This window comes from Globicatella sanguinis (assembly GCF_002847845.2).
Classification (GTDB): domain Bacteria; phylum Bacillota; class Bacilli; order Lactobacillales; family Aerococcaceae; genus Globicatella; species Globicatella sanguinis.
On the sequence record NZ_CP126962.1, the window covers coordinates 1,318,991 to 1,343,070 of the forward strand.

General features: G+C 33.7%; 20 protein-coding genes. 9 read left to right on the forward strand and 11 right to left on the reverse strand.

The window, feature by feature from the left end; genetic code table 11:
- Positions 1 to 247: 247 nt before the first annotated feature.
- The 7 genes from CYJ72_RS05730 to rpmH form a co-directional block, all read right to left on the reverse strand.
- Entirely contained in the window at positions 248 to 1,375 is a 1,128-nt protein-coding gene (locus tag CYJ72_RS05730) for a GerMN domain-containing protein (protein ID WP_284628562.1), read from the reverse strand.
- 228 nt (positions 1,376 to 1,603) lie between these two features.
- A complete protein-coding gene (gene treC / locus CYJ72_RS05735; protein WP_066126819.1) occupies positions 1,604 to 3,265 on the reverse strand; it encodes an alpha,alpha-phosphotrehalase in 1,662 nt (553 codons plus the stop codon).
- Positions 3,266 to 3,289: 24 nt separating this feature from the next.
- The gene (treP, locus tag CYJ72_RS05740) at positions 3,290 to 4,780 is read right to left on the reverse strand and encodes a PTS system trehalose-specific EIIBC component (RefSeq protein WP_284628566.1); all 1,491 of its coding nucleotides are present in this window, start codon (positions 4,778 to 4,780) and stop codon (positions 3,290 to 3,292) included.
- A gap of 124 nt (positions 4,781 to 4,904) precedes the next feature.
- Positions 4,905 to 5,780, reverse strand: a complete 876-nt coding sequence (gene jag / locus CYJ72_RS05745; RefSeq protein WP_066126816.1) for an RNA-binding cell elongation regulator Jag/EloR — start codon at positions 5,778 to 5,780, stop codon at positions 4,905 to 4,907.
- Positions 5,781 to 5,796: 16 nt separating this feature from the next.
- On the reverse strand, positions 5,797 to 6,627 hold the full coding sequence (gene yidC, locus CYJ72_RS05750) for a membrane protein insertase YidC (RefSeq protein ID WP_066126815.1): 831 nt from the start codon (positions 6,625 to 6,627) through the stop codon (positions 5,797 to 5,799).
- Between the two features lie 6 nt (positions 6,628 to 6,633).
- Positions 6,634 to 6,996: a ribonuclease P protein component gene (gene rnpA / locus CYJ72_RS05755; RefSeq protein ID WP_066126814.1), complete on the reverse strand. Its 363-nt coding sequence runs from the start codon at positions 6,994 to 6,996 to the stop codon at positions 6,634 to 6,636.
- Between the two features lie 121 nt (positions 6,997 to 7,117).
- Positions 7,118 to 7,252 (reverse strand): 50S ribosomal protein L34, encoded by a 135-nt coding sequence (gene rpmH, locus CYJ72_RS05760; protein WP_066126812.1) that lies wholly within the window; start codon positions 7,250 to 7,252, stop codon positions 7,118 to 7,120.
- 473 nt (positions 7,253 to 7,725) lie between these two features.
- On the opposite strand from rpmH, the gene dnaA reads away from it, so the two are divergent.
- On the forward strand, positions 7,726 to 9,063 hold the full coding sequence (gene dnaA, locus CYJ72_RS05765; RefSeq protein WP_071408369.1) for a chromosomal replication initiator protein DnaA: 1,338 nt from the start codon (positions 7,726 to 7,728) through the stop codon (positions 9,061 to 9,063).
- A gap of 164 nt (positions 9,064 to 9,227) precedes the next feature.
- Positions 9,228 to 10,376: a DNA polymerase III subunit beta gene (gene dnaN / locus CYJ72_RS05770; RefSeq protein WP_066126968.1), complete on the forward strand. Its 1,149-nt coding sequence runs from the start codon at positions 9,228 to 9,230 to the stop codon at positions 10,374 to 10,376.
- A 196-nt stretch (positions 10,377 to 10,572) separates the two neighbouring features.
- Here the strand turns inward: dnaN and CYJ72_RS05775 are convergent, their stop codons facing one another.
- Positions 10,573 to 11,349 (reverse strand): M15 family metallopeptidase, encoded by a 777-nt coding sequence (locus CYJ72_RS05775; protein WP_284628578.1) that lies wholly within the window; start codon positions 11,347 to 11,349, stop codon positions 10,573 to 10,575.
- 312 nt (positions 11,350 to 11,661) lie between these two features.
- On the opposite strand from CYJ72_RS05775, the gene yaaA reads away from it, so the two are divergent.
- From yaaA to rpsR, 7 genes are all read left to right on the forward strand, one after another.
- Positions 11,662 to 11,904: a S4 domain-containing protein YaaA gene (gene yaaA, locus CYJ72_RS05780; protein ID WP_066126577.1), complete on the forward strand. Its 243-nt coding sequence runs from the start codon at positions 11,662 to 11,664 to the stop codon at positions 11,902 to 11,904.
- A complete protein-coding gene (gene recF, locus CYJ72_RS05785) occupies positions 11,894 to 13,036 on the forward strand; it encodes a DNA replication/repair protein RecF (RefSeq protein ID WP_284628582.1) in 1,143 nt (380 codons plus the stop codon). The genes yaaA and recF overlap by 11 nt, the downstream gene beginning before the upstream one ends.
- Positions 13,037 to 13,040: 4 nt before the next feature.
- Positions 13,041 to 14,951, forward strand: a complete 1,911-nt coding sequence (gyrB, locus tag CYJ72_RS05790; protein ID WP_066126580.1) for a DNA topoisomerase (ATP-hydrolyzing) subunit B — start codon at positions 13,041 to 13,043, stop codon at positions 14,949 to 14,951.
- A gap of 27 nt (positions 14,952 to 14,978) precedes the next feature.
- A complete protein-coding gene (gene gyrA, locus CYJ72_RS05795; RefSeq protein ID WP_284628586.1) occupies positions 14,979 to 17,528 on the forward strand; it encodes a DNA gyrase subunit A in 2,550 nt (849 codons plus the stop codon).
- 145 nt (positions 17,529 to 17,673) lie between these two features.
- Complete coding sequence (gene rpsF / locus CYJ72_RS05800; RefSeq protein ID WP_066126585.1) at positions 17,674 to 17,973, forward strand: 30S ribosomal protein S6; 300 nt, start codon at positions 17,674 to 17,676, stop codon at positions 17,971 to 17,973.
- Positions 17,974 to 18,011: 38 nt separating this feature from the next.
- Positions 18,012 to 18,503 carry a single-stranded DNA-binding protein gene (gene ssb, locus CYJ72_RS05805; RefSeq protein ID WP_284628587.1) on the forward strand — a complete coding sequence of 164 codons (492 nt, stop codon included), beginning with the start codon at positions 18,012 to 18,014 and terminating at the stop codon, positions 18,501 to 18,503.
- Between the two features lie 23 nt (positions 18,504 to 18,526).
- Entirely contained in the window at positions 18,527 to 18,760 is a 234-nt protein-coding gene (gene rpsR / locus CYJ72_RS05810) for a 30S ribosomal protein S18 (RefSeq protein WP_066126588.1), read from the forward strand.
- Between the two features lie 682 nt (positions 18,761 to 19,442).
- On the opposite strand, the gene istB is transcribed toward rpsR, so the two are convergent.
- From istB to CYJ72_RS05825, 3 genes are all read right to left on the reverse strand, one after another.
- Positions 19,443 to 20,201: an IS21-like element helper ATPase IstB gene (gene istB / locus CYJ72_RS05815; RefSeq protein WP_071408384.1), complete on the reverse strand. Its 759-nt coding sequence runs from the start codon at positions 20,199 to 20,201 to the stop codon at positions 19,443 to 19,445.
- Positions 20,198 to 21,418 (reverse strand): Mu transposase domain-containing protein, encoded by a 1,221-nt coding sequence (locus CYJ72_RS05820; protein WP_284628589.1) that lies wholly within the window; start codon positions 21,416 to 21,418, stop codon positions 20,198 to 20,200. Before CYJ72_RS05820 ends, istB begins: the two co-directional genes overlap by 4 nt.
- 840 nt (positions 21,419 to 22,258) lie before the next feature.
- Positions 22,259 to 23,221: an IS30 family transposase gene (locus tag CYJ72_RS05825; RefSeq protein ID WP_284628591.1), complete on the reverse strand. Its 963-nt coding sequence runs from the start codon at positions 23,219 to 23,221 to the stop codon at positions 22,259 to 22,261.
- Positions 23,222 to 24,080 lie beyond the last annotated feature (859 nt).

Below are 24,080 nucleotides of genomic sequence, written 5' to 3' on the forward strand. Positions count from 1 at the left end.
TTCAGAATGCAACTATCGACATCGATAATATTTGTGAAGTATTCATTATTGTGTCATAAAATACAATGGGAGTGTCTAAGATGTAGAAAAATCAAATCATTTTACTTCATCTGTTCAGTCCTTAAGTTGAGTCGGTATCAAACGGGTCTTTAAAACATAGCTTAATGCCACTCAAAAATTGTCATTGTTATTATCAAGCAAAAACGACTGAATTTATCATGTGTTTGCCTAACCAACTTTTACTTAATTATGAAAACGATTGGTTAATATCAGTTTTCCACATATCATTAGGATACCATAATCCACCATCAGGATAACTTATGGTATTAGGGGTCATGCCTAAACCATCAACGGTTAATTGAACAGCTTCCACACCGTAATGTTCTATCATAGTCATGACAATCGCTGGAATAATCCCTCGTTCTGTCGCTTCATTTTGATTCATAGCTGCAATAATACCCGGTGTAAAATCGACATTAATATAAGAAGTTTCTTTATTAATTTTATTAACTGAAATATCTGGTGTTATCCAACCTAATGTTTGAAACAATTTTGTGTAAATATTAGCTGTTTCTTCATTCGTTTGAAACTTTATTGGCGCCACATCATCGACTAATGCCAATTTATTATCTACTTGTTGTGGTGCTTTAATCGGGATTTGGACTTGAAAATAACTATTCTGATTAATGCTTGATAGGACTAAGCTATCATCTTGATTAATTTCAGCTACAATACCCAAACCTTTAGCAAAATATTTTATTTGTTGGCCATCTTGATAAGTAACTTCTACTACATCTTGATAAGTCGTTCCGTTTATATCTATTGTTTCAAATAAATTAGTGATACTGGCTACTTCCTCAGACGTCATTTCCCAAGAATTACCTTTTTGGATTGGTGCCCTTAAAATTATTTTGGACCCTTCTGTAGATATGTTAGATAATTGATTACTTGGAATGATGGTGCCTTCTCCAATACCTAAATCAGTGATTTGTGTTGCATCCCAGGCATAATAGTGATTTGAGATGGCGGTCGGTGTTTGTTCCCTGACTTGCATCCTTTTTAAATTACCGTCAACAAACTCCATATATCGAAAAAATTCTTGATCATTCTCAATAAATTGATTCATTTGATTAGGTTGTATCGGGATAAAATCAACGATATTTTCAAAACTCATCGTCTCATCATAAGCCACTTCATTCGTAATCTCAATATTTATCGTTTTTTCTGCTTCCTTATTTTTGTGGGACGCTTGTTCAATATTTTGCTTTTCCGTTATATAGGCTTGTCTTTCTTCACTTAATCGAATCATCGGCTCTTTACTACAAGCACTTAAAAATATAATGGATAAAAGAATAATAACATTTGGATGTTTCATTCAATAAATCCTTTCTAGATAAAATACGACGTATGTAAATTTTAATATTCTTTATAACAAATCAATTTTACGTAAATTAAGCTATAATTTCAAGCTTTAATCCATCAGAGGAACCTTAACGAATCAAACTTTGTTCTTTTATTAAAAAATCATCAAAAAACGGGATACCTACAAAAAGCACTGAAAGTACTTTGCTTAGTACCATTCAGTGCTTATATTGACAGCTAATTATTTTAATCGTTTTAAAACAATGATCTCATAAGGCGATAATTTAACGGATTGATTAACCACTTCAGCAGAGCCGTTGCCAATAATTTTTTCTGCTGTTTGATTAAAACCGTCTGGTAATTCAACTTCAACTTCACCAGCGTAGAAATGACTTAAAACTAAAATTTCTTCCGTCTCAGTGGTTCTCAAATACGCCATCACTTTTGGATCATCAAGTAAAATCCCTTGGTAAGTTCCATTAATTAAAGCATCTTCGGTTTTTCTTAAATGGATTAATTGTTTATAATATGCAAATATTCCATTCGGATTATTGAGTTCTGCTTCAACGTTTACTGTTGGATAATTACTTGCTACATCTAACCAAGGTTGCCCGTTAGTGAAACCAGCATTTTTCGACTGATCCCATTGCATGGGTGTCCGACTATTATCACGTGATTTCGCTTGAATAATAGTCATCACTTTGGCATCATCATACCCTTTTTCTAACATAATCTTATAGTTATTATGGGTTTCAATATCATTATACTGTGCAATTGTTTGATAATTAGGATTAGTCATTCCAATTTCTTCACCTTGATAAATATAAGGCGTTCCTCTTAAAAATTGAATCGTCGTTCCTAACATCGTTTGCGTTTCATAGGGATATTTTTCTACATCGCCAAAGCGACTATTTGAACGTGGTTGATCATGGTTATTTAAGAATAGTGCATTCCAACCCTCACCATCAGACATCCCTTGTTGCCATGCATCTAAAATAGCTTTTAATTCGATGAAATCAAAAGATGGATTACTCCACTTTTCACCGTCTTCATAGTCTACTTTTAAATGATGAAAACTGAAAATCATTGATAATTCATTTTCTTGTGGATTAGTATAACGAATTCCATTTTCAACGGTGGTTGAAGACATTTCTCCAACTGTCACAATATCCTCTCTTTGACCAAAAGTCGCTTGATTCATTTCATTAATCCATTTATGTACGATTGGTGTATCCGTATAAAGTGATTTTTCTTGTGAAGAACCAGGTTTTTCACTATCAATCAGATTGGGGTCTTTTCCAATTACATTTAAAACATCAAAACGGAATCCTTTCACCCCTTTATCTAACCAGAAACGAACTACTTTGTATAATTCTTGTCTCACATTTGGATTATGCCAGTTTAAATCAGCTTGTGTTACATCATACAAATGTAAATAGTACAAATCTGTGTCACCAAATTTTTCCCAAGCGGGTCCACCAAATTTAGATTCCCAATTGGTAGGCAATGAACCATCCGCTTTTAATGGACGTAAGTAGTAAAAATCTTGATAATAAGGATCCCCTGCTAATGCTTTTTGAAACCATTCATGTTCCGTTGAGGTATGATTAAAAACCATATCTAACATTAAATCAATATTGTGATTTTTAGCCACTGCTACTAATTTCTCAAAGTCTTCCATGGTACCAAATAATGGATCAATTTCAATGTAATTACTGACATCATAACCATTATCATTTTGTGGAGAGGGATAAAAAGGATTTATCCAAATCATATCGATTCCTAGATCAGCTAAGTAATCAATTTTCTCAATAATCCCTTTCAAATCTCCAATTCCATTGCCATCAGTATCTTTAAATGATTTTGGATATAATTGGTAAATTACTTTTTCTTTAATTGACACAGAATTTCCTCCTATATTAGTTGACTATGCTTTTTTTGAACCAGTAAATAAATTGGCTTTTTTAAAGGTAATTGTCAATACTAATGGTACACTGAATGCCACTAACATACAAATAATAAATGAAATCATCGTTTCCGGTGTAATCACTAAGAATCCAGGTAAACCACCTACCCCAATTGAAGTCGCTTGAACGTCAAAGGTTGTACATAATAAACCAGCAATACCAGAACCAATCATAGCAGCCACAAATGGATAAACATATTTTAAGGTAACCCCAAACATTGCAGGCTCAGTAACGCCTAAATAGGCTGATACAAAGGAAGGTATCGTTACTTGAGATTCCTCTTCGTCATGACGTGTTAACCACCAATATCCCACTACAGCAGAACCTTGGGCGATATTAGATAAAGCAATCATTGGCCATAGACCAGTTGTTTTTGAAGCAGTATCAGCGATTAATTGTGAATCGATCGCATTGGTCATATGGTGTAGACCAGTAATTACTAATGGCGAATACAAAGCACCAAAGATAGCACCAAATAACCATTTTAACGGCCCAGTTAATCCTGCTAATACCACTGTAGAAATAATATTTCCTAACCACCAACCAATTGGCCCCAATACAGTATGAGCTAAAATAACAGCTGGTAATAATGATAAAAATGGAACTAAAATCATTGATAACATTTCTGGAACATGTTTACGCCAGAATTTTTCTAAGTAACCTAATGCTAAACCAGCTAACATTGCTGGAATCACTTGCGCTTGATAACCAATCATATTTAATTTAAAGAAACCAAAATCCCATTGTGGCACTGTTCCTTCAGCTAATGCATCTGCGGCACCATAAGCATTTAATAATTGGGGTGATACTAAGGTTAAACCTAATACAATCCCTAAAATTTGAGTCGTTCCCATTTTACGAGTAACAGCCCAAACAATCCCAACTGGAAGGAAGTGGAAAATAGCCTCCCCAGGTAACCATAAGAAATGATTGACACCACTCCAAAATTGACTAACATCCGTAATGGTATTCCATACAGGTTCACCCGCAGCATTGGTCAGAGCGACACCATCTACAACTTTTTGTCCTAAGGCTTCAAAACCGACACCTTCTAAAACATTACGGAAGCCTAAAATAAGCCCCCCAACAATAATGGCTGGAATAATAGGTGCGAAGATTTCAGCTAAGAAAGCCATCGCTTTTTGCAATTTGTTTTGATTCTTCTCAGAAGCACGTTTAACATCTTCTTTAGAAGCCTCTGAAACACCTGACAAACGGGCAAAATCTTTATAAAACTCTGAAACAGCATTTCCAATAATAACTTGGAATTGTCCTGCTTGAGTAAACGTCCCCTTAACAGAAGCTAATTTTTCGATATCTGCTACCTTAGCTTTTGCTGGATCAACTAAAGCAAATCGCATCCGTGTTGCACAGTGTGTCACAGCTGCAATATTATCTTTACCACCAACTAAGTCAAGTAATGCTTTTGCATCTTGTTCAAACTTAGACATAATATGTCCCCCTTTTTTTAAATCTGACCACTTACGAAATGTAAGCGGTCTTAAGTTAAGTATATTACAATCTAATGGGTGAAACAATGCTCTGTGCTATTAATAGTTATTATAAGAATAAGTTTTATGGTTTATATTCGACTACTAAATAACGATTTGGGTCACGACCTTCAGAATGTGTTGCGATATGTTCAACCTTACTTAAATACGCATGGATTTGTTTGCGTTCATAGCTTGGTAATGGATCCAATACAACTGAATGTTTAGTTTTGAGCACTTGTTTTGCTGTACGTTCAGCAATTTGTTCTAAAACATTGGCACGACGATTACGATAATCCCCAATGTTGAGAATCACCGATTGGCGTCTTTTATCATATTGATGGACCATAATTTGAGCCAATACTTGTAATGAATTGATAATCTTACCGTGTTTCCCGATAATTAAACCAGATTTATCTGTTTCGATATTAAAGATAAGTTGATTTTTTTGACGTTCAACCGTTACATCCGCTTTTGCTCCGTAATCATTAATAATGTTTTCTAAATATTCGGCTACTTTTTGATGTTCAGCCATTAAATCATCGTGATGATTGTTTTCAGTTTCCACATTGTCAGTAATTAGTTCTGAATCTTTCACTGGAGTTTGAACAGATTTTGGTTTTTCAACCTTTGCCGGCTCAACTTTTTGTTCTTGCAGTTGTGGTTTTGCTTTTGATTTTTTTACTTCTTTTTTAATAGAGGGTTCGGGTGTTTTTGTATGGTCGATTAGCTCATCTTTTTTTTCTTCTACTTGCTTTTCAATTTCAGCAGTTAATTCTGAAATGGAGGCATTTTTAGAAATTTCAACGATGGCATCTTGTTTTCCGAAACCAAATAATCCTTTTTTCCCCTCACTAATAATGTTGATATTAGCTTCAGCTTCTGAAATATTTAATTTAGTCAAACCGATTTTAATCGCTTTTTCAACTGATTCAGCTCTAATTGTAGTACTATGTTCCATCCTGATTCGCTCCTTACTATTTTTTAACGCGTTTCAATGCCTTGCGCAAAGCACGTTGTTTTTCTTTTTCAGCTTGTAGTTTTGCTTCACGTTCTGCAATAATTTTATAAGGATTATTGTAAACAAATGTTTGAATTAATGTAATCGCATTTGAAACAACCCAATATAAAGTAACAGCACTTGGTAATCCAAGTGAAATTAATAAAATAAAGGCTGGCATGATATACATCATCGTTTTAACTTGACTATTTGGATTTTCATTACTTTTCATTGTGAAGTATGAATTCGCAAATGTTAATACCGCTGCCAATATCGGTAAAATAAATAATGGGTCCATTTGACCTAAGTTAGTCCATAAAAAATGCCCTTGCTTTAATTCTGGGGTACGACTAATTGATTGATAAAGGGACATCATCACTGGTAATTGAATCAATAAAGGTAAGCAACCAGCAAATTGATTAACACCATGTGATTCTAATAATTGTTGTTGTTCTTCTTGCGCTAATTGCATTGATTCACGGTCACGATTTGGATATTTTTCTTTGATTCTATCTAATTCTGGTTGTAATGCTTGCATTTCACGTTGTGATTTTAATTGCATTTTGGTCAATGGAATTAATAAAGCACGAATTAATATCGTAAAAATAATAATCCCAAGGGCATAACTACCGCCAAATAAATTTGATAACCAAATGATAAATTGTGACAAGTTATAAATAATATAACGATCCCATAAATTAGTACTTTCAGCACTAATTGGTTCGTTAACATTACCACAAGCGGTTAACACTAAAACTATCGATAACAATAGGATAATTTGTAACCATTTTTTATAATTTTTCTTCATATAGGTCTACTGCAACTCCTCTAACTTTTTGATATCAATAATTGAGGCAATTTTCATAACATGAACCAATGATTTTTTTATTTCATAAAAATTACGATTGACTATATCTTTGCGAGCTATTATTAAATAATCATATTCATTATTGATGGCAGGGGATAATTCATGAATCGCATGTCGTAGTAATCGTTTTATTTTATTTCTCTGTACCGCATTTCCCATTTTTTTACCAACCGATAACCCTACACGAAAATGTACTTGTCCAATTTTAGGGTACACATAAAGTACTAACTGGCGGTTAGCATAGGAAGTTCCATTTTGAAAAGCATCTTGAAAATCCTTTTCACTTTTTACACGATATTCTTTCTTCATTTTCTACCTCATCTTATACTTGACTCAATTATTCACTTTTCATTATAACGAATTTTAACGTAAAAAAAAATACAAATAGACAAATAAAAAAAGTTACCACGAAACGTAGTAACTTTTTGCATTATGCTGATAATTTTGCGCGTCCTTTTTGACGACGTTTTCTTAATACACGACGACCGTTTTTTGTACTCATACGTTTACGGAATCCGTGGACTTTTTTACGCGTTCTCTTTTTTGGTTGGTAAGTTCTTTTCATTATGACACCTCCTAAAATCTAAACCTTTATGTCAATACCTAAAACATTTTAATGAAGTATTGGCTAAAAGTCAAGATGCTATCGTTGATTTTTAGGAATAAAAGTAACATTTTTTTAATATTTCAATAAAGTTATCAACAGATGATCATTACTTTGTGCACAACTCATTTTTTATTGCGAGCTTTGCACATCTTTTTATACAATTATGCACATATAAACAGGTCGGATACTTTTTAAGTATTTATCCACAATTTCTGTGCATAACTCTAACAATATGTGTTATAATAAGCTCGTTAGTTTCATATTATCCACAGAACCTTGTGGAAATTATTGACTTATAAACAGTTATCCACATTTTTTATTAACATGTTGATAACTCTTTTGTTTAAATGTGGATGATTCTATTATCATAGTTATCCACAATTTATGTTATAATTTTACTTACAAAGTAAATTATTAAGTGAGGTGAAGAAATGATTGATAAAGAAGAATTTTGGCAAGGTGTCACGAAATATTTACAAGAAATTTTATCAGATTCTTCTTTTTCTAATTGGGTTAAACCAGTTAAACCATCTAGAATTACAGAAGACACTATTTCTCTAACAGTTCCCAATAATTTAATCAAAACGCGATGGGAAAAACATTTAGCTGGCTATATCCTTCAATATAGTTTGGAATATTATGGTAGAGAAATTTCACCTATTTTTATTGTGGTAGGTGAGGTCGCGAATATTGATTTTCCAGTCGAACCCCCCAGTATGAACCCTGTTAAAGGGAATAACTATGCTTCTGGTTTAAATCCAAATTATACCTTTGATACATTTGTTGTTGGTGAAGATAATAAAATGGCAAACGGTGCAGCTTTAGCAGTATGTGATAGTCCTGGGAAAACTTATAATCCATTTCTTATTTATGGCGGTGTTGGTTTAGGTAAAACGCATTTGATGCATGCGATTGGTAACGAAATTAAACGAAAAAATCCTAATGCACGGATCAAATATGCAACGACTGAGACCTTTACCAATGATTTCATTAATAGTATTACCCATAATAAAACTGAACAATTTAAAAAAATGTATCGTGATGATATTGACGTACTTTTAATGGATGATATTCAGTTCTTATCCAAAAAAGATAAAACACAAGAAGAATTTTTCCACACTTTTAATGATTTATTCAATGCTGGAAAACAAATCGTTTTAACATGTGATCGTCTCCCTAACAATATTGATAGCTTAGAAGAACGCCTAATTTCTCGATTTAAGTGGGGCTTATCTACCGATATTACCCCTCCTGATCTAGAAACTCGAATTGCGATTTTAAGAAAAAAAGCTTTAAATGATAATTTAGACATTAACTCAGAAGCCTTAACTTATATTGCTAATAATGTGGATTCAAATATTCGTGAGTTAGAGGGAGCTTTATTAAGAGTTATTGCCTATGCAGCTATAAGTGGGGAAGAAATTACCACTAATTTAGCTGCAAAAGCCCTAAATGCCTTAATTGGTTCTACTACTGAAAAGGAAACGAATATCAATGATATTATTACAACTGTCGCTAAGTTTTATTCCATTACAGCTGATGATATCAAAGGTTCAAAACGGGTGAAAAATATTGTGTTTCCACGTCAAGTTGCGATGTATTTATCACGTGAACTCACTGATTTATCTTATCCAAAAATCGGAGAAGATTTCGGAAATAAAAATCACACTACTGTGATGCATGGATACGAAAAAATAGCCGAATTAATTGAATCAGATCCACAAGTAAGACAAGAAGTAAAAGAATTAAAACAAAGGCTAAAAAATTAACCTGTGGATAACTTTTAAAGATATCAAGAGACAATCCACATAGTTTTAGACAGGTAGAATGCGTTCATAATAAGCTCTACCATGATTTATCAACATAATCAACAGCACTTATTACTAATACTATTATATATATAATAAACTATATATTATTAAAGGAGTTCCAAATGAAATTTTCTATTAAACGATCTATCTTTTTAAATCAATTATCAAATGTAACTCGAGCTATACCAGGTAAATCCACGATCCCTATTTTAACTGGAGTAAAATTAGATTTAACCAATGATCAATTAACATTAATTGGTAGTGATTCTGAAATTTCTATTGAAAGTATTATTTCAGTAAATGATGATTTAAATGAATTAGAAATTGAAAAAACGGGTAGTGTGGTATTACCTGCACGATTATTTAATGAAATTATCCGGAAATTACCGACTAATAAATTAACGATTGAAGTGAACGATCAATATACAGCTACCATCACATCTGGTCAAGCAACATTTAATGTGATTGGCGTTGCAGGTGACGCTTATCCTAAGTTACCAACAGTAGAAACTACAAACGGTATTAATTTACCTTCTACTATTTTTAAACAATTAATTAATCAAACAATCTTTTCTGCTTCAAATCAAGAAAGTAGACCTATCTTAACTGGACTTCATCTCATTAATAAGGGATCATTCGTTTCAGCGATCGCAACCGATAGCCATCGATTAAGTAAACGAGAAATGCCTTTTACTAATGAAGTAAGCGAAACTGAATTCGAATCGATTACTATACCTAAAAAAACGATGTTAGAGTTAATGCGTATTGCAGAAGATGAACAAGACTTAACGATGATTATCTCTCAACAACAAGTTATTTTCTTGTTAAATGGTGTTACTATTTACTCTAGATTATTAGAAGGAATGTATCCTGATGCCGAACGTTTAATTCCAACAGAATATCAAAGTGAAATTGTAGTGAATTCAACTGAATTTTTAAATGCGATTGATCGCGCTTCATTAATGTCACGTGAAGGAAGCAGTAATGTCGTACAAATGACGATTGAAAATGGAGAAGTGGTATTATCCGTTCGTGGCAACGAATTAGGAAAAGTAGCGGAAGTGATTAAAACTAAAAATATCGAAGGAAAAGATATTAAGATCTCCTTCAACCCAGACTATATGAAAGACGCATTAAAATCATTTGATGGTTCTGATATTTCACTTCAGATGCAATCAGCTGTAAGACCCTTATTATTACAGTTAGACACACCAAGTGAAATTGAAAATAATCGTCTATTACAATTATTAACTCCGATTCGTACACATTAAAATAATAAATAATCAGAATGGGAGTAGACCTGAAGTAGAAAATTATTAAATTTTCTACTTCTGGTTCACTCCCTTTTTTTAATGTACAATTTATGTTTATGCTTTGCTATTTTTCAAATAAAAAACGGTATTAAGAGTAGCTTTATTGAAGTTTAGCTTCATTCTCTTAATACCGTTAATTTTATTATATTTAATTTTAATTTTGATCTAGCTTTTGACGACTATCACGTTCTTGAATCAAGGCAATATATTCTTCTAAAACTAAACCATGTTTATGGATGAATTCAGCGTGTTCAACGCCGACATATCTAAAATGCCACGGTTCAAAATTTATTTTAGTAATATCGGTTTTACCTTCTAAATATCTTAATATAAAACCATAATGATGAGCATTTTCAGCTAACCATTGAGCTGAGGGTTCATATTGGTAACTCACATATAATTCATAACCAAATTCAGCCCCTAATAAATCTACCGCTAATCCAGTAGTATGTTCACTGCCATTACTTGGTGCAACATACTGATCCGTCATGTATTGAGCATCGGCTTCACTATAACCTTCGTATAAATAACTATTAAAACGACTTTCATAGTTAAAAGCTTGTTCAGCAATACTGCGATATCCTGAAATGAAATTATAATAATAACCTGCCTCAGCAGCTGCTGCACGCATTTCGGCTAAAGGAGCGGCCATTGCTTCGTGATAAGGTTGGCCATTTTCAGAATAAACAAAAGGAATGTAAGGATCGTATTCTAATAAATTATCGCGGTTAACTAAAAATAATAAAGGATTATCTATACTCGCTGTTTCTGGCAACTCTTTAATCAATTGATCAATGGTTATCGAATCGTCACTTGGGCGTATAGCCTCAACATCTGGTAATTGATAAGTGGTCTCAGTTTGTGCTTGAATATTCGAAACGCATAAGATACTTAACAAAAGTAAAAACAAAGTAAAAATTTTATTTTTCACAATATTCTCCTTTAATAATGAATTGTTTTTATTATATCATAAACTTTTTAATTGGAGAATGCGAAGGATTTTACTTTTTCTAAATAAAACGTTTTCTTTCAGGAGAAATTATTCTTTGATGCTTTATTATTTAAAAAAAGATACTTATTTTTAATAATAAGGTTAAATAAACAAAACATACTAAAATCACTTCCTTTTGTAATAGCGCCTTTTTTTTTAGAATTATTTGTGATTTTACGATAAAAGATGTATAATTTAAGATATAGCTAATTATAAGATTGACAAGAAATAATAGAATGAATAGGTGAGTTCATGGAGAAAAAGATAATTAAAATTGAAGAGGAATTTATAACTTTAGGTCAATTATTAAAGTTTGAATCCATTATTTCAAGTGGTGGTATGGCTAAATGGTATCTAAGTGAATTTCCGGTAACCTTAAATGGCGAACCTGAAAATCGAAGAGGTAAAAAATTATATACTGGAGATGTGATTTCATTTTTAAATGAAAATCTTGAAGTAACGATTTCATCTCCAATACAAAAAAATGAAAATTAAAGAAATTGAATTAATTAATTATCGTAACTATCGCCATACAAAGCTAGAATTTAATGATGGATTAATTATCTTAACAGGAGAGAATGCCCAAGGTAAAACCAACCTCCTTGAGGCAATTTTTTTATTGTCTTTAGCAAAAAGTCATCGTACTAATCGTGACCAAGAAATGGTTTTTTGGGATGAAGAACATGCCATTGTTAAAGCCATCGTAGAAAACAAATCTTATGAATTTCCATTAGAAATTATTTTAAATAAAAAAGGAAAAATTGCTAAAATTAACCACATTGAGCAAGCGAGATTAAGTCAATTTGTGGGTCAATTGAATGTAATTTTATTTGCTCCAGAAGATATGCAATTAATAAAAGGATCTCCTTCACTTCGTAGACGTTTCTTAGATGTCGAAATTGGACAATCACAACCAGTCTATTTAAATGAACTACAACAGTATAATCGAATTTTAAAACAACGTAATCAGTATTTAAAACAATTTGGTTATTCTAAACAATTCGATGAACTATTTTTTGATGTCCTCACAACGCAATTAATTGAAAAAGCAACAAAAGTTATTCAATATCGTGTGCAATTTATTCAACAATTAGAAAAATTAGCCTTTCCTATTCATTATCAATTATCAAATGAGCGTGATCAATTATCACTTAAATATCAGGCAAGTAGTTCAAAATTAGATTATGATTCCCTTTCAACTTTATCGCAACAATTGACAACCCTCTTCAAACAATCTCTTAAAAGAGAAAAAGAAACTGGTGTGACAGCTTATGGCCCCCATCGAGATGATTTAATATTTTATATTAATAATCAGCCTGCTCAATTTTTTGGTTCTCAAGGACAACAACGGACGATCGTGTTAAGTATTAAATTAGCCGAAATTGAGTTGTTTAATCAAATTCGAGGGGAATATCCTATCTTACTGCTAGATGACGTTTTATCGGAATTAGACGATCAAAGACAGTTGTTACTTATGCAACAAATTGAAGGGAAAGTGCAAACCTTTTTAACTACTGCAACGATACATGGGCTAAAAATACATCAATTAGAGGATCCGCAAATTTTCTATATAAAAAAGGGCTCTGTTTCAATCAATAATGAAATAATTCAACCAGATAAGGAGTAATAAAATGACAGAACAACAACAATATAATGCTGATCAGATACAAGTTCTAGAAGGACTTGAAGCCGTTAGAAAAAGACCAGGGATGTATATTGGTTCAACAAGTGGTGAAGGGTTACATCATTTAGTATGGGAAATTGTCGATAACTCAATTGATGAGGCTTTGGCAGGATATTGTACACATATTGAAGTCATTATTGAAAAAGATAATAGTGTCACTGTCATCGATAATGGACGTGGTATCCCAATTGATATTCAAGCCAAGACAGGTAGACCAGCTGTTGAAACAGTGTTTACTGTCTTACATGCGGGTGGTAAATTCGGCGGTGGCGGTTATAAAGTTTCTGGAGGACTTCACGGGGTAGGTGCTTCTGTTGTTAATGCCCTTTCTTCTTATTTAACGGTTGAAGTGTCAAGAAATGGCAAGATTTATCAACAAAAATTTGAACGCGGAAAAATATTAAACGATTTAACCGAAGTAGGTGAATCAACTGAAACGGGAACACGTGTAAACTTTTTACCTGATCCTACTATTTTTAGAGAAACGATTGATTTTAATTATGCTAAATTAATGCAAAGAGTACGTGAGTTAGCATTCTTAAATAAAGGATTGAGACTGACTATTACAGACGTTCGTGATGAACGTGAACAAGAGAATAGCTTCCATTACGAAGGTGGGATTAAAAGCTATGTTGAATATTTAAATGAAAATAAACAGGCAATTGTAGAAAATCCTATTTATTTAGAAGATGAAGCCGAAGGCATTCAAGTCGAAATTGCGATGCAGTACACTGATTCTTATCATACCAATATTTTATCATTTGCAAATAACATTCATACACATGAAGGTGGAACGCACGAAGCTGGCTTTAAAACGGCTTTAACCCGTGTCATCAATGATTATGCAAGAAAGTCTAATTTGCTTAAAGATAACGATGAAAATTTAAGTGGTGAAGACGTGCGTGAAGGACTCACTTTAATTTTGTCAGTTAAGCATCCAGATCCACAATTTGAAGGACAAACCAAAACAAAACTAGGTAATTCAGAAGTGAGAACCATTACGGACCGGATTTTCTCTGCTGGTTTTGAACAATTTTTAATGGAAAATCCTAAAATTGCTCGAGTTATTGTAGATAAAGGTATTTTAGCTGCTAAAGCAAGAATGGCAGCTAAACGTGCACGAGAAATGACCCGTAAAAAGAATGTTCTAGAGATTGCTAATTTACCAGGAAAATTGGCAGACTGTTCAAGCAAAGACCCTGAACAATCTGAATTGTTTATTGTCGAGGGGGATTCTGCTGGGGGATCAGCTAAACAAGGACGTTCGAGAATGTTCCAAGCCATCCTACCAATACGAGGAAAAATTTTAAATGTTGAAAAAGCTTCGATGGATAAAATTTTAAATAATGAAGAGATACGCTCATTATTTACGGCAATGGGCACTGGTTTTGGTGGCGAATTTGATGTTGCCAAAGCTCGTTATCATAAATTAATTATTATGACCGATGCCGATGTCGATGGCGCTCATATTCGTACGCTATTATTAACACTAGTTTTCCGCTACATGCGTCCATTATTAGATGCAGGTTATGTGTATATTGCTCAACCGCCTTTGTATCAAATTAAACAAGGTAAAAAAGAAATTTATATCGCAACGGATGAAGAATTACGCGAATGGCAAAAAGAAAACCCTGATGCACGTTATTCTTTACAACGCTATAAAGGTCTTGGAGAAATGAATTATGAACAATTATGGGAAACGACAATGAATCCAGAAAATCGCCGTATGTTAAGAGTGTCAGTTGAAGATGCGCGTGAAGCAGATCAAGTTATGGACATGTTAATGGGGGACGAAGTAGGACCACGTCGTAATTTCATAGAAGAAAATGCTGTTTTTGTTAAGAACTTAGATATCTAGAAAACGAATAGAAAGGAAAAATAATGAATGAGTGAATTGTTTGATCAAAAAAGAGATTTCGAAACGATAAATTTACCAGACGAAATGCGTAATTCATTCTTAGATTATGCGATGAGTGTTATTGTGGCTCGTGCGGTTCCCGATGTTCGTGACGGATTAAAACCAGTTCATCGTCGTATTCTTTATGGAATGAATGAATTAGGTGTAACACCTGATAAACCTTATAAAAAATCAGCGCGGATTGTTGGGGATGTTATGGGGAAATATCACCCACACGGTGACTTTGCTATCTATGAAGCAATGGTTCGGATGGCCCAACCTTTCAGCTATCGACAAATGTTAGTCGATGGTCACGGGAACTTTGGTTCTGTCGATGGAGATGGTGCCGCTGCGATGCGTTACACAGAAGCAAGGATGAGTAAAATTGCCCTAGAGATGTTGAAAGACATCAATAAAGATACGATTGATTTCCAAGAAAACTACTCTCAAGAAGAGAAAGAACCCGTTGTATTACCTGCACGCTTCCCTAATTTATTAGTGAATGGAACAAGTGGGATTGCTGTTGGGATGGCAACCAACATCCCTCCGCATAACCTTGGTGAAGTAATTGATGCTTTAAATTTATTAATGAGAAACCCTGAGGTAACAGTCAATGAATTAATGGAAGTATTACCTGGTCCTGATTTTCCTACAGGCGCAATCGTAATGGGTAAATCTGGTATTCGCAAAGCTTATGAAACCGGAAAAGGAAAAATAATTATTCGCTCACGAGTAGAAATTGAACAACTTTCAAGTGATCGTGAACGGATTGTTGTAACTGAAATTCCTTATGGTGTAAATAAAGCAAAAGTTGTTGAAAGAATTGCTGAATTAGCCAGAGAAAAGCGTATCGAAGGTATTACTTATGTTGCTGATGAATCAGGCCGTGAAGGTATGCGAATTGTCATTGATGTCAGACGAGACACTAGTGCCAATGTCGTTTTAAATAATTTATATAAATATACAGCTTTACAAGTATCTTTTGGATTTAATATGCTAGCTATTGATAAAGGTGTTCCAAAAGTACTTTCTTTAAAAGAAATCTTAGAAAAATATTTAGACCATCAAGTTGAAGTTATTCGTCGTCGTACTGCTTTTGAAAAACGTAAAGCAGAAGACCGCGCGCATATCTTAGAAGGATTACGTATCGCTTTAGATGTAATCGATGAAGTAATTGCAATTATTCGCGGTTCAAGAGAAGCGGAAATAGCTAAAAATACTTTAATTGAACGTTTTAATTTAACACCTATTCAAGCGCAAGCGATTTTAGATATGCGTTTGGTTCGTTTAACTGGTTTAGAACGTGAAAAAATCGATAAAGAATACGATGATTTAATCGCGTTAATTCAAGATTTAACAGATATTTTAGCAAATGAAACGCGCGTTCTTGAGATTATAGAAGATGAATTAGCGGATATTAAATTAAGATTTGACGATGAACGTCGTACGGAATTACGTGTTGGAGAATTAACTAATATTGATGATGAAGATTTAATTGAAGAGGAAGATGTTTTAATTGCATTAACAACCAATGGTTATATTAAACGTATGACCCAAGATGAATTCCAAGTACAAAATCGTGGTGGTCGAGGCGTAAAAGGGATGGGATTAACCGATGATGATGAAATTCAATCATTAATTTCATGTTCAACACATGATACTCTCCTCTTCTTTACGAATTTAGGAAAAGTATACCGCACCAAAGGTTATGACATTCCGGAATATGGACGAACAGCAAAAGGATTACCAATCGTCAATTTAATTAATATTGAAAAAGATGAATATGTTAAAGAAATGATTAAAGTTCGTTCAGAAGGAAAAGAAACCGATAAGTACTTATTCTTTGTGACGAAACAAGGTGTCGTGAAACGTTCTGATGCCAATGAATTTACAAGTATCCGCAATAATGGGTTACGTGCGATTAATATGCGTGAGGAAGATGAGTTAATCAAAGTCCTAGTAACCAATGGTGGTGAAAATATTATTATTGGTACTCATAACGCCAATGCGATGGCTTTCAATGAAGAAGATGTACGTGTAATGGGACGAACAGCAACAGGTGTTCGTGGTGTGAAATTACGCGAAGGCGACTATGTTGTAGGGGCCGCTTTATTAAAACCAGACAGTGAGGTCTTAGTTGTCACTGAAAAAGGTTATGGTAAACGTACAGCAGCTACTGAATATAGCATTAAAAACCGTGGTGGATTAGGGGTTAAAACTTCCAATATTAGTGAGAAAAGTGGTAAACTCGCGGGTATTGTAACAATAGATAATCCAGAAGCTGAAGATTTAATGTTAATGACCGACCAAGGGGTTATTATTCGATTCAATGTTGACAGTATTTCTCAAACCTCTAGAGCCACTTTAGGGGTAAAAATGATAAGAGTCGATGATAATGCGATAGTAAGTTCTATTACAAAAATCATCAAAACAGATGATGAGGCAGAAGATGTTGCAACATTAGAATCTGCTAATGATGAGGGTATGGAAGAAAACGACGACATAATTGCTGGAAATGATTCAGAATTAGAAGAATAACCATTTTTCAACATCTGATAAAAAGGTATTGAAATAGAAATCATTTCACGGTATAATTAATAAATGTGAGTAATTAGCATTAATTTGCTATCGCTCCTTGCTCTATCTTGAATAGAGCCAAAAGACCAAAAGGAGGTTTACAGTAATGAGTCAAACAACAAAATATGAAATTTTATATATCATTCGTCCTGACTTAAACGATGACGCTAAAAAAGAATTAGTTGAGCGTTTCGATAAAATTCTAACAGACAATGGTACGACAGTTGTTGAATCTAAAGACTGGGCGAAAAGACGCTTCGCATACGAAATTAACGATTATAAAGAAGGTATTTATCACTTAGTAAACGTTGAAGCTTCTGATGCAAAAGGTATCGACGAATTCGCTCGTTTAGCTTTAATCAACCGTGACATTTTACGTCACATGATTGTTAAAATTGAAGACTAATTTGTTTCACGTGAAACATTTCAAAGGAGGACCTTGTTATGAATAATGTACAATTGATTGGACGTCTAACTCGTGATATTGACTTAAGAAAAACACCGCAAGGTGATTCAGTAGGCCGTTTTACACTTGCTGTCGATCGTAGCTATAAAAATAAACAAGGTGAATATGATGCCGATTTTATTAATTGTACTATTTGGCGCGGTGCCGCAGACATTTTAGCTCGTTATGCACAAAAAGGGACTAAAATTGCTGTAGATGGTAATATCCGTACAGGTAGTTATGAAAATCAACAAGGCCAAAGAGTTTACACAACAGAAGTTTATGTAAATAATTTCTATTTTGTAGAATCAAGATCACAAAGAAATGATCAAGGTCCAGCATCATCTAACTTTGGAAATTCAAATTATAATAATCAATCAAGTCAACAAAATAACTATTCGTTCAATAATGATTTTAATCAATCATCTTCTCCATTTGAGGATTTCAATGGATCATCGGTTGATATTTCTGAGGACGATTTACCATTTTAATAGAATTTAAGGAGGAATAAAACATGGCACAACGTCGTGGAGGAAGACGCAGAAGAAAAGTATGTTTTTTCTGTGCAAACCATATTGATCACCCAGATTACAAAGATGTTGAATTATTAAAACGTTTTGTATCGGAAAAAGGTAAAATTTTACCTCGTCGTGTAACTGGTACATGTGCAAAACATCAACGTGCTTTAACATTAGCAATTAAACGTGCAAGAATTATGGGATTATTACCATTCTCTGTACAAGACTAAAATAATATTTGTAAACTGGAATAAAAATTCCAGAGATAAAGCCGAGAAACATTTCAAAATAAGATGTTTCTCGGCTTTTCATATGGTTTTAAATTAGGACAAAGCATAATAGACTATCACCTTATCCATTATAATGACCTTGCTTCTTTAATGATTATGTTAATAGTTGTATTTAACTATCTTTATAAAGTTATTTTAGTTAACCTAAATCTATTTATAGTCCTAATAGTTTTGTGTGTTTTCGAAATTAAATGTAACTGGATGATAAAGAACAATTTGGACAGTTTAACTAAAGGCCTAACATTACATAAGATGCTTTTATTGTTTGTGCCCTCTTTCAAAAATTGAATAGCCCTATAATCATTAGAAATAAATTTAGGATACTAACTCATCTTATAAAAGTTATATTTCTAACTATCAAATGGAATTATAATTATTTAAGACGAATCTTAAGCAAGAACGAATGTTTTAATTAGTCATTATGGGTTGATTATTTGGAAAAAATCAACAGGATTAGTTACCTTGGATCGCTTTTGAATGAATGGTTAATAGGTATAATACGACCATTCGAGCCTTAGATTTATCTGATAGATATTTACTCCTAATTATTTATGTATATGTCAAATGAAAAAGGGACCACTTTGCTGACGAAAAAGGGACCACCTTGCAGTGGTAATAGGAGCTAATCTTCTCCTTTCTCTAGTCCCTTTTTCCATAGGCTTGTTTGCTTCATTCTGTAACTTTCTCCTCGCATATCTACCACATGGGCTTTGTAAGCGAGACGGTCGACAAGCGCTCCTGTTAAAGTAGGATCTTTAAAGCATTCTTGCCAACGATCAAATGTTAAATTAGTGGTAATAATCACCGATCCCTTTCCTATCTGATTCGATAATAAATTAAAGATAAGTTCAGCCCCCGATTCATCGAAGGATAAATAGCCAAGTTCGTCGATAATCAATAAATCTACCTTCTTTAAGCGCTGCTTAAAACGATAAAATTGACTCTGAGTGACGGCCTCTTTCATCTGGATGACTAGATTAGGGGCGTTGACAAATAAGACATTATAACCCTTTAAACAAGCTTCCATCCCTAATCCAATACTGTAATGGGTCTTACCCGTTCCTGGATTTCCTATAAAAATGGCATTCTCCTTTTCTTCAATAAATTGTAACGTCTTTAAGTTCCGTAGTTCCTTTCTAACAGGCTCCTGAAAGACTGTGTCATCAAAGTCCACCAAATACTTCTTCTGATTAAATTTAGCCGCTTTGATTCGCCTTTGATGACTACGGTCCCGTCGATGCATCACTTCTTCATTCAGCCATTCTTCGATGGCCTCTTCAATGTTCAATCCTCTGGCTTGATACTCTTTTATTAATTGCTGGTGATTCTCTTTAAGAAAGGCCAATTTTAGCTCATTAGCTGCTTCAACAATCTTCATCATATAACTTCCTCCAAACCGAAAAGGTCATTGAATTGATGAAGAGTCTGCTGAGTCTGCTGGATGATGGCATCTTGACTCGACTCCATTGAGGGCTCTTCTAGTGAAGAAAGAAGGCTGGCTTCAATGGTTTGAATGCGAACCTCAGGATTTAAAACTTGATATTTTTCAAGTAGTTCTAGGAAATCTCTTGGTTTATCGCTATAATATTTCTCATAGAGGATTTTCAAATCAGGGTTATACTTCAATGCATGTGAATGCTTTAATGCCCCCGGCTTCTTTTTCAAAGTTTTGATATAGTGGAAGATATCGAGACAGAAGCCTTGAGAACCCTCTATTTTTTGATGCCTAGCGACCTCTTGATCATTAGAATAGATAACTAAGCGGTCATGATAGGCTTTCACTTGGACAGTTTTTCCAACTAGGTAATCGGGTACTGAATACTGATTGCGTTCATAATGAATAGCGGAATAACGATTTACCTTTAGTTCATGGAAATCTGCTAATTCAAAAGGTGGGCGATAAGATAAGAGCTGTTCCTTTTCGGCTTCTATTTGGCTACTTTCATTTAGTTTTACCAGTTGGGATTGGAGATGGTCACAAGCTGTTTCTAAACTATCGAACTGATAGACTTTGGTGAAACAAGCTTGACGCACCTTTTTAACCCTGCCTTCTACTGTTCCTTTCTCATTACCGCTGAAACAATTGGTGACGTTGATATCAAACCCATAATAAGTAGCTAATTGAATCAGACGAGCATTCAACTCCTTTTCACTTTTGCCAATAAATCTTGAAACAACGTTACGCATATTATCATAGACAACTTCTAAATAAACACCTCCTACCTGTTCAAAGAAGCGAACATGTGCGTCTTGAAAAACATCTTGTTTCTGATGGGTATATAAATAAGCCCAATAATAATCGGAAGCTGGGCTGGCAAAGACCGCTAGGTAAAGTGTTGTCACCTTTCCATTGATTTCCAGCTTAACTTCTCCAAAGTCAAATTCAACTCGGGATCCTAATTCATACTCTTGGCGTATAAAAGCCTCCTTAGCCTTTTTATTCAATTGTCCCCAATAGTGAGCGACCGTTCGATACTTAATATCATAGCCTTCCTCATTGAGTATTTCAGCTTTTCTATCTACCTCCAGTTTACGACTAATTCCTCTTTTAGTTTCTCCTCGACGATAACAACTGATAATTTCAAATTCAAGAGTCATACTTAACACTCCAAGCAACCTCCACTATAAAAATTCTATCTAAATATTATAGCGGATAATTGACTGCAGGTGGTCCCTTTTTCGGCTGCAATTCTTTCGATTTTTGGCCCCTTTTTAGAATACAATAAACATATTTAAGGATAAAGGGGGTAGGCCTCAAATAAGTCATTAAGACGCAGCTTGAGGCCACTCACTCCCTGCGCTATTAATTAATGAAAATTAATCTTAACTAAATTTATCAAGTTTATGCCCAGCCTCATATTAGATAGTTTTATTTTTTATTCGCATGTACAATGTTCATAATTTTTTTAGGGTAACTCTATGTGATGCTTGTGATTTTGCGCTTAAAATCTTATTAAAAAGTAATTTATAACACGTATTATTTTCATTCACAAGCTCGTGTCTCATTTTGAGACATATTTTGCTTAATTATTAAGAATATATAAAGTTTAGCGATTTATTTTTTGGATTTTTATGAAAATTTTGATTGTCAAATTAAGCTAGAATTTTTACCTAACACATAATACGTTTGCTTTTTGTTTAATTGATAATTAAAATGCTTGTTCGAAAGTTCAAGTATAAATTATCCACTAACTTTAAGGTTTCCACAAAGTCAGATTTGTGGCAAGTGTAGTGAGTCAAATTGATGCATTAAATCGTTAGAGCTTTACTTGGATGCTCCGGTATGATACTCGCGAATAGCGAGTTGGGGAAAGGGTTTGGGTAGGAGACCCAAAAAGCATCCCCAAATCACCATGCCGAGCTAGGCACCAAGTCAAGCTCTAACAATCAGGTGCCTTACGCAATGGATTCACTGTCTTAACAAACACATTGTGTGCATTAGAAAGCATCTATCCATCCAAGTTCCTTACAACAATCGATAAAAACTTCAATTGGCGTTCGATAACCTAATGATTTTCGTGGAATTTCATTGCGGAAATGAGCTGTTTGGCTGAGTATTTCCTGCGATATATAGGTAAAATCCATCCCCTTAGATAACCCATCTCTTCGAAGTAGTCCATTAGAGTGTTCATTTAAACCTCGCTGTGACGGACAACCGGGATCAGCAAAGTAAATATTGATGTCATTGACATTTGAAATGGCTTGCCAATCAGAAAATTCTTTTCCACAATCAAACGTAATGGATTTAAATAAATTTCTCGGTAAATAAGCAAACCAGTTATCACAAGCGATTCGCACATCACTTGCTTTGCGACTGTTAATTTTTATCGGGATGATGAGTTTACTGATTCTTTCGACCAGTGTTAGGACGGCACTCTTATGGTCTTTTCCGACAATCGTGTCACCTTCTAGATGTCCAAATTCTTTCTCATATTGTGGATTTTCTTTTTGACGATCTTCGATGGTGCGTCTAAAGTGTTGTTTACCTCTTTTTTCCTGATACCCATTAGGTTTTCTCTTACCTTTCATCGGTAAAGTTGAGGGATCAAAGAGTTCCGAGTCTTTAAAACGACGATAAAGTGTTCGAGCTGTACATCCTAATGGGAGTTCATTCCGACCAATGATGACGTCAGGAGACCACCCCTGGTCCACTTTTTTCTTAATATATGTGATTTGTTTAGTGTTAAAGACCTTCTTTTTGGCACCACAGCGTGATTTATTCTCTTTATATTGATCGTAGTATTCCTGAATATTACCACTATTTTTAAGAAAATTAACGACGTTATAAATGGTTTGGATGGCCCGATTTAATTTTTTAGCGATATCCGTTACTTTTTTACCGCTATCGTAATAATTTTCTATCCAAATCAATTCTTTCATGGTAAGATGTGTATAAGCCATTTGTATGTACTCCTTCCTTAGCATGTGTTCGTATGTTTAGGATACCATACAAATGGCCTATTTATTTTTCTAGCTTAATTTTACTATCCAAGAAATGAAAAAAACATCCAAAAAAGGTCGTTTTTGTGTCTCATAATGAGACATATTGAAAATCTCTGAAAACAAAAAAGCTTGTTTTTAGCTATTTTATTATTTGTGGTGCATTTGGAATGCTTACATTGTTCAATTAGTTTTCAGATGAAAATATTTTACCTGGTTTTGAAAAATGAAACTTTGTGAAAAAGATTTTTCTTTGCCTGAATAACTTTGGTTCTCATGACTCCAGTTGAGTAAATCTTCCTTAATTAATAGTAGAGATTCTCTAGCGAATAATCGATTGGGATGAGATACATTATAATGATTTAAAGAACTAAATAATTAGCGTTGCTGACTTTTTGAGATATTTTTGAAAATTCTATATTTTTGATTGACCATCTTTTCGATAAGTCTTTTGATCCTGGTTGCGAAGAACTACAAGCTTCAAGTAAAACATATAGTTGAGTTTCATCGTTAAAGGTTATTATTAATTGGATACTCTTTACATTCATCTCAAATTAATTTAACAGTGCCCTTGTCAAATAATCACCTCAGTTATAAAATGTTACTTTTTACCAATTACTTTCTATACTTACTTAATAAAGGAATATTGAGTAAGTTTTTTTGCATCATTATGTTTAGGATACTAAACAATCCATCAAATATAGCTAACTAAATTTTTATCAATAATTTTTTGACATCTTTATACGGATTCTTTTCACTTAAGATGTTTCACGTGAAACATTAATGGCTAAATAGATATCAATTACCGGATATGTTATAA